General features: G+C 60.8%; 1 protein-coding gene. It reads right to left on the bottom strand.

The window, feature by feature from the left end; all coding sequences use genetic code 11:
- Positions 1–135: 135 nt before the first annotated feature.
- Complete coding sequence (locus KBI52_RS01390) at positions 136–930, bottom strand: dienelactone hydrolase family protein (RefSeq protein WP_247654102.1); 795 nt, start codon at positions 928–930, stop codon at positions 136–138.
- Positions 931–1,105 lie beyond the last annotated feature (175 nt).

Here is a 1,105-nt window from a genome sequence, read left to right as displayed (position 1 = left end):
GGTCCGCAGTGGGTCAAACGCGGTCCGTGAGGGCAATTGTCTAAACGTCCGCTCCCCAGGCACATGTGGAAGGTCGGATCACCTGATGTCTTGCACCGCAGCGTCAGCCGACGCTGCGGTGCTCGGAGAAGCTCCCTACTTCTGAAGGCTGACTTTGAAGAATTTCAATGCTTCGCCCTTCGCCGCTTGGTCCACCTGTGCGTCGTACCGAAGCGGCAGGTTGAACTTCCGGCCGAGTTCTGTGGCCTCCGGGTTGGTGAAAGCATGCGCCGCCCCAGGATATTCAATGACCCGGTACTCAGCCTTCGCCGCATCGAAGTCCTTCTTAAGCGCCTCGTACTCCTCGCGTTTCACAAACGGATCGTCGGTCCCATTCAGAACGAGGACCTTGGCCTTGACCGTGCCAGGCGCAGGCGCGGGTGTGTTGAGGCCGAGCGTGGCGTGGAATCCGGCCACCGCATCGAGGTCGGCGCCGGCACGAGCCATGTTCAGCACGACAGCGCCACCAAAGCAGTAGCCAACCGCACCGATCTGCGTCGGGTCAACGGACGGATGTCGAGCAAGTTGAGCTTGCGCGGCACCAAAGCGCGCTTCCATCACCTTCGGGTCCTTCATGACGAGAGTCGCTAAGGCGCCGGCGTCATTGGGATTGTCGGCGACCTTCCCGTCCCCGTACATGTCGGCAATGAACGCGGTGTAGCCCTGTTGCGCGAACTTCTGCGCCTCGGTGTGCATGTGCTTGGTGATGCCCCACCACTCGTGCACCATGATGATACCGGGACGCTTGCCCTGAACCGCATCGTCGTAGACGACGAAGCCCCTCATGGTCGTGGTGCCGTCCTGGTACGTGACCGGCTCCTCCCTGATTGCTGCGTACGAGCTTGTGGTCATCACCAACGCCCAGAATGCTGCTGCCACGATTGTCCTCATGAGGATCTCCTGCTCATTGTCAGGGACGGAAAAGCCTCCACAGCTCCCTAGTACGCAGCGCCTAGCTTCCCTCCCGGGGTGATACTGCTCCTTTCCAAGGGTCGTGGCTATCGCCAGGGCACTCAAACAAGGAGGTCTTCGGAAGATTGTGCGAAGGTCCGCTCGCGCTGCGAAT

Origin of the sequence: Microvirga sp. HBU67558 (genome assembly GCF_018069605.1) — a bacterium.
Lineage (GTDB): Bacteria > Pseudomonadota > Alphaproteobacteria > Rhizobiales > Beijerinckiaceae > Microvirga > Microvirga terrae.
This window is presented reverse-complemented; position numbering and strand designations above follow the sequence as displayed.